The 6052-nt window shown below is 61.4% G+C and carries 6 protein-coding genes; 3 read left to right on the top strand and 3 right to left on the bottom strand.

The window, feature by feature from the left end; all coding sequences use genetic code 11:
- The first annotated feature begins 186 nt into the window (after positions 1-186).
- Complete coding sequence (locus tag NW837_RS00760; protein WP_414328826.1) at positions 187-1395, top strand: peptidase C39 family protein; 1209 nt, start codon at positions 187-189, stop codon at positions 1393-1395.
- Between the two features lie 322 nt (positions 1396-1717).
- Entirely contained in the window at positions 1718-3667 is a 1950-nt protein-coding gene (locus NW837_RS00755; protein WP_414328825.1) for a hypothetical protein, read from the top strand.
- Positions 3668-3712: 45 nt separating this feature from the next.
- On the opposite strand, the gene NW837_RS00750 is transcribed toward NW837_RS00755, so the two are convergent.
- Positions 3713-4150: a hypothetical protein gene (locus NW837_RS00750; RefSeq protein WP_414328824.1), complete on the bottom strand. Its 438-nt coding sequence runs from the start codon at positions 4148-4150 to the stop codon at positions 3713-3715.
- Positions 4151-4360: 210 nt separating this feature from the next.
- Here NW837_RS00750 and NW837_RS00745 point away from each other — a divergent pair, with 210 nt between their 5' ends.
- Positions 4361-4888: an adenine phosphoribosyltransferase gene (locus NW837_RS00745; protein ID WP_011434353.1), complete on the top strand. Its 528-nt coding sequence runs from the start codon at positions 4361-4363 to the stop codon at positions 4886-4888.
- A 5-nt stretch (positions 4889-4893) separates the two neighbouring features.
- Here the strand turns inward: NW837_RS00745 and NW837_RS00740 are convergent, their stop codons facing one another.
- Both NW837_RS00740 and NW837_RS00735 read right to left on the bottom strand, forming a co-directional pair.
- Positions 4894-5460 (bottom strand): hypothetical protein, encoded by a 567-nt coding sequence (locus NW837_RS00740; RefSeq protein WP_148202776.1) that lies wholly within the window; start codon positions 5458-5460, stop codon positions 4894-4896.
- Positions 5461-5550: 90 nt separating this feature from the next.
- Positions 5551-6052: MraY family glycosyltransferase (locus tag NW837_RS00735; RefSeq protein WP_414328823.1), on the bottom strand; the 502-nt coding region annotated here is incomplete at its 5' end.

Genomic DNA, 6052 nt, shown 5'->3' with positions numbered 1-6052 from the left:
TAATCCGTACTGAACATATTATACATTATTTTCAGTATAGTTGAGCTTATTATTGACTAGAGTCATGCTCCGTCCTGCTTACGCGAACGGCAAGGGCTGTCTGGGTTGGTCAGCGGGGTTGTGCTGCTCTTGCTCGGGTTGCCCACGTTGGCCCAGCCTGTTCCAACTTTTCCAGGACTCTTGACGATGCAAGCCCAGACCCACTCCACCTATCGCACCGGGTTTCAGCGCTGGCGGGCAGGAGAAGCTCAGGGGTTTCAGCACTGGTCAACCCAAGGGATCCGCCTGAACGCCCAAGGGCAATTGGTCTTGGATCCAGAGGGTTTGCGGCAAGAAGTCAGCCTTGAAGAGCCTGAGGTGGCGCTAAGGACTCCGTCCCGCTTACGCGATCGGGGGCGCCCTTTCTATCCCCTTGGCCCCTACTGGGTGGGAGAAGCCACCAGCCCAGCAGTCCCCACCAGCTTCCCTATGGTCGGGGCAATCGCTTCCTGGAATGCCACCACGCCCCCCGGCACCTGGTTGGAACTGTGGATTCGGGCCAAGCTTTCAGACCGCTGGACAAAGTGGTATCACGGCGGGGTATGGGCTGCGGATCCCTTGACTCTGGCCAGCCACTCGGTGCGGGGACAAGGGGATGAGGATGGCAACCTGTACACGGACTTGCTGGTGCTCAAGGATACCCTCAACGGAGCAGAAGCCTTCCAGGTCAGGGTGCGCCTGTTCACGCAAGAGCCAGGCTGTTCTGCCGTTGTGGATCAGGTGGCAGTTGCCATTTCCAACGAGCCGGTCAGGCCCAGCCGCCTATCCCCTGGGGATCCCAGCCGCTGGGGCAAAATCTTGGATCTGCCTTGGTGCTCCCAGATGGTGTACCCCGATGGGGGAGAGGTCTGGTGTAGCCCCACCTCTTTGGCGATGGTGATGGCCTACTGGAAGCGGGATCCCCGCCCCTGTGAGCTGCTGGTGCGCGCAGCGGTGGCCGGTGTGTACGACCGGGTCTACGACGGCCATGGCAACTGGGCTTTCAACGTCGCCCATGCTGCCGAGCAGGGTTTGTCCGGCGTGGTGGCGCGGCTGGAGAGCTTGGCCCAAGCAGAAGCCTGGATCGCGGCAGGGGTTCCGGTGGTCCTCAGCTATGCCTGGGGCGAGGGAGAACTGGAAGGGGCGCCAATTCCCAGAAGCAAGGGTCATTTGGCGGTGCTGGTGGGGTTTGCTCGCGGCAGCGGTGCGGAGCAGTTTAGCCATGGGGATCCCATCCTCCACGATCCGGCAGCCAAAACCAACGAAGAGGTTCGCCGTACCTACCGCCGCGAACAGCTAGAGTCGTTGTGGCTGGAGCACTCCGGGGGTACCGTCTACTTGATTCATCCGCGAGAGTGGCCTGTCCCCACTCTATAGCCGAACCGGGCGAACGCGGGCAGCATCGACTTACAGCGCTACCGCTATGGCCTGGATGATTTCCTGGCCGCTGAAACTGCTATCTGGTCTTTCGGTGGGGATTTGAGTAAGGATAGATGGAGTGAGGAGTGCAACTCACCTGCGGGTGAGGAGGGTTGGTCATGAATAGGAATGCGGTTCAGGGGCCAAGGCATTGGTCGAGGTGGCTCCTGCGGCAGAGAGGGTGCTGGGCAATTCTCGCCGGTTTGTACGCTGATGAAGGTAAGCGTGGGGGTTTGGGTTTCCGCCATTTCCCAGTTTGTGGGAGGGGATGAGCTGCATCATGCCACGACGGGTTTCCCTGAGACCGCTATCTTGGCCTGCGCTGAGTGCCTTGGTGCTGGCTCTCTCGGGCTGTGGCGAGTTTCCTTCTTCTAGTCTGTCTCCCAGCGTTCTTCCCCCTGCGGCCCTACAGCCGGTTTCAACCCCAACTCCTCTCCCTCTCTCCCCGCTTTCTCTCACTTTCGAGCAAGCCCGCCAGTCCGGCTTGTCGGTGCCCAGCAACCGCATCGTTCTGCTGCTCCAGGAACAGGGATCCGATCTGGTGGCCCAGCTACCGGCCTCAGAGGTGGATCGCTGGCTGGCCCGCACCCCCACCTGGCCAGGGGTGGAAGGGATCGACCTGAGCATTACCCTGGGCACCTATCGCCAAACCGCCACTGCCCCTCTGCGCCCGGGGCAACCGGCCACTTTCACCTTCACCAATCCTCCCGCCGGGGAAGCGGAGCTCAGCGCCATCGCCTATCGGGGATCCACCACTCTGGCGCAGGGGAAGGGATCCCTGACCCTTTCTGCCCGCTCTGGGAGTTCTGGCAGTGTCAATCGTCCTCCCCAAGACACAGAGCGCCAGCGCCGCCTTTCTATGTTGGTGCTCTCTGAGGTGGGGGTACCGCTGCTGCACACCAGCTCGGCAGCGCCCACCCTTGGCCAGCCGTTGCTGCTCTCAGGGGAAAATTTGGAGCGGGTGGAAACAGTTCTCTTTGCTGCAGCAGCCAATCCCGAGCGCATCCTGAGGGGGGAAATTCGCTCCCGCAGCGGTGACCGTTTGGTGGTGATGCCGCCTTCTTCTCTTTCCGGCTCAGTTTGGGTTGCTGTTGCGGATGCTTCCGGGCAAGGGTTGGGCACTCTGGTCTACGATTGGCCTGCCGCTACTCCTTCCCCCAGCCCCTCTCCCACCCCCACTGCTCCGGCAGCATCGGCCTGGGTGGTGGAAACTTTGCTGGATGGCCGCACCTCGCCCGCGGCAGCTCCTGTCGGCAACGCCCCTGATAACACCGGCACCGAGTCCAGGATCTACCTGCAGCAAATCAGCGGCATTGCTGTGGATCCTGAAGGAGCCTTCTATTTAGCCGATAGAGCCCAGCACCGCATCTTCCGGCTGTCTCCAGAGGGGGAATTGGAAGTTTGGGCCGGCACAGGCCAAGCAGGCCGCCGCGACGGAGCAGCCAATCAAGCTCAGTTTGACTCCCCACAGGGGCTGCTCTGGGATCCCAAGGGGGGATTGTGGGTGGCCGACAGCGGCAACCATTGCCTGCGCTATATCAACCTGCAACGACAGGTGAGCACCTTTGCCGGCACTTGTATAGCCGGATACCGAGATGGGGGGCTTGACCGAGCTCAGTTCCGGGAGCCATCTGGGCTGGCTTTGGGTTCAGATGGCAGCCTCTACGTTGCCGACCGCGCCAATCGCCGCATCCGCCGCATCACCCCTGCAGGTGAAGTGACCACGGTTGCCGGCACCGGCCAGCCGGGATCCGTCGATGGCCCAGCAGAACAGGCCCAGCTCCTGCAGCCCACGGCTCTGGCGGTGGATAAGGAGGGGAACCTCTGGATTGCCGATGGACATCGCCTGCGCCGGCTCTCTGCTGGCGGACGAGTGACCACCCTCTCCGGGGCAGAGCCAGGCTATCGGGATGGCCCCCTGGCAGAGGCCCGTTTTCAAACCCTGGGGGGGCTGGCCTTCGATGCGGCAGGCAACCTCTGGGTGGCCGACCGAGATAACCATCGCATTCGTCGTCTTCAGCCTGGGGGACAAGTTTCCACCTTGGCCGGACAGAATCAGCGCGGTTGGCAGGATGGCCCCACCTCGGCAGCCCGGTTTGAGCAGCCTGCCGGCTTGGTAGTCTTAGCGGATGGCAGTGTGGTGGTGGTGGATGCCGGCTTGCCGGGCTTGCGTCGCATAAGCCGCGTTGCTTCTGGGCCTGTCACCCCAACCCCTGGGGGATCTCTTTAGGCTCTTGACAGGCCGCCGTCTCTCAGGTTTCACAGGGATCCCCATCTACTCAATCACCACACTCTTCGGGCCGGCGTTCACCTCTGGGCGACCCTGATTGAAGTTGGCCAGGAAGGTGTCTGGATCTTTGAGGCTGAAGACCAGCTTTTTGCAGGGCACTTGCAGCCCCACCGGCCCCAGCAACGGAATAAAAAGAGGCTTTTCCTGCACCAGTGGAATGGCAATTACCCCTTGGGTGCTGGTGACCGGGCCAACGATCCCCTGAAAATCGGTGCGCACGCCCAGTCCGTAGTACCAGGGCCAGGGAAAGCGCTCCCCTCGCCCCAACTCGCTCAAGGAGAACGTCTCGTTGAACAGGCTGCCCGCCCGCACAATGAGCTTGTCTTGCAGCAGATCGACATAGGCCGACTCGCTACTCACCCCAAACAGAGCCAGCGGCAAACTTGCCAGGGGATTGGAGTCGATGGCCATGTAATAACGCATGAGAAGTCTCCGAGTTCACAGATGGGTGACCAGGTGAGCCGCGGCCCCTAGCCTTGCCAATTATAGAAAATCTTCCCCGTTGCTCGACTGACCAAAAGGGATCCCATCTGCCCATTAGCTAACCGAGTATGATGGGTTGCTTGGAGTGCCCTTTGAGGACTCCGTCCCGCTAACGCGAACAGCAAGCCACTGGCCAGCGAGGAAAACAGGATGGATCTGCGAGCCCTCATTCGCTTGGTGCCCGATTTTCCCAGACCCGGCATCCTCTTTCGGGATATGACCCCCCTGCTGCAGGATCCGGCAGGTTTCCGGGCGGCTATTGAACAGTTGGCCGCCGGCACCACCGGCATGGGATCCCTAGATTATGTGGTCGGCATCGAGTCGCGGGGGTTCATTTTAGGGGCTGCTTTGGCACAACACCTGGGCTTGGGCTTTGTCCCGGTTCGCAAGCCAGGCAAACTGCCGCCGCCGGTGCTCAGCCAGACTTACAGCCTGGAATACGGCCAAGACCAGCTCCAACTGCACGCCCACGCCCTGCGGCCTGGAGAGCGGGTGTTGATCGTGGATGATGTCATTGCCACCGGGGGTACAGCCGCTGCCACCGCCCAATTGGTGGCCCAGAGCGGCGCTGAGGTGGGGGGATTTGCCTTCTTAATCGAGCTGGCCTTTTTGTCCGGCTGCAAGGCTCTTCCCCCTGGGATCCCTGCCCATGTGGTGATGGTAGAGGAAGGCAACTGAGTTCCTCAAGTAAGGTGCACCGACTGTTGGACGAGGATCCCTGGTGTTTTGGGCAAAGGTTGGCTCAAGCGGCTGATCTGAGCCTGCGCCTGCAGTTGTTCGTCAATCCAGTCCGCCAGTTCCCGCATGTAAAGCGCCACATGGATCGCCTGGTCGCGCTGTGCTGGCTCCACACCTTTTTCCGCCAGGCGGGCCAGAATTACGGGATCGCTCAGCTCCTCCAGGGCGGCAAAGTCTTCCGGTTGGTCGAACCCCAGCTCTGCCATTTTCTCGAACACATACCCCAGCCGCAGGCCGGTGGCCTCGCACTGCCCCTCCAGTTGCCAGGGATCCCTCAAGGCCAGGGCAACAGTTCGGTAGGCGGTCTGGGCGATGGAGCGCCAGGTGCCGCGGTGGATGCGCAGGCTGAGTTGCTGCCGATCCCAGCCCAGGGCTTCTCGCACCAACAGGCCGCAATTGCAGCGGGTGCTGTCCCGCCAGCAGTACTCCCAGTCCCAGAAGCCCCAGTGTTGGGATTGGATACGATCCGCGGTGCGGCGCAGGAGAGCTGCCAACTCAGGTGTGGGGCGCATGAGGCAACACAGAGCTAAACAAAAAACAACAAAACAAAAATATAGAGCGCCTCCAGTCTAGGCAGGCGAGCGATGGAGAACAAGCCCAGCTCAATCTTCTTTACATTCCTGGTCGCAACAGCATTGCGGAGCAACATATTCCTGTTCGGGCCTGTCCTCCGAGGGCAAAGCTCGTTGCCGTTGCCAAGCCCCCCAAGCCACCCCTGCCAACACCAGCGAGGCCCCGCCCAGGTAGGTGCCCCCTGCTGGCAAGCCCGCCAAGGCCAAGGCCAGGGATCCCCCCCAGAGGGTCATGGCGTAGATGAGCAGCACTGAATGCCGCTGGGATAGGCCGGCTTTGAGCAAGCGGTGGTGCAGGTGGCCTTTGTCGGGATGGAAAGGCGACTTCCCCCTGGCCAGCCGCTTGAGGATTACGGTGGACATATCCAGGATCGGCACCGCCAAGATAAAGAAAGGCAGAGCCACTGCCAGCGTGGTCACCCCCTTGGCCACCCCGATCACCCCGATCCCAGCCAGGGTAAAGCCCAAAAAATAGGCCCCCCCATCCCCCATGAAGATCTGCGCTGGGTTGAAGTTGTAGCGCAAAAAGCCT

Origin of the sequence: Synechococcus sp. R6-10, from assembly GCF_047461815.1 — a bacterium.
In the GTDB taxonomy this organism is placed as follows: domain Bacteria; phylum Cyanobacteriota; class Cyanobacteriia; order Thermostichales; family Thermostichaceae; genus Thermostichus.
Note: the sequence above shows the minus strand (reverse complement) of the source record. Positions and strands in the feature narration are given on the sequence as shown.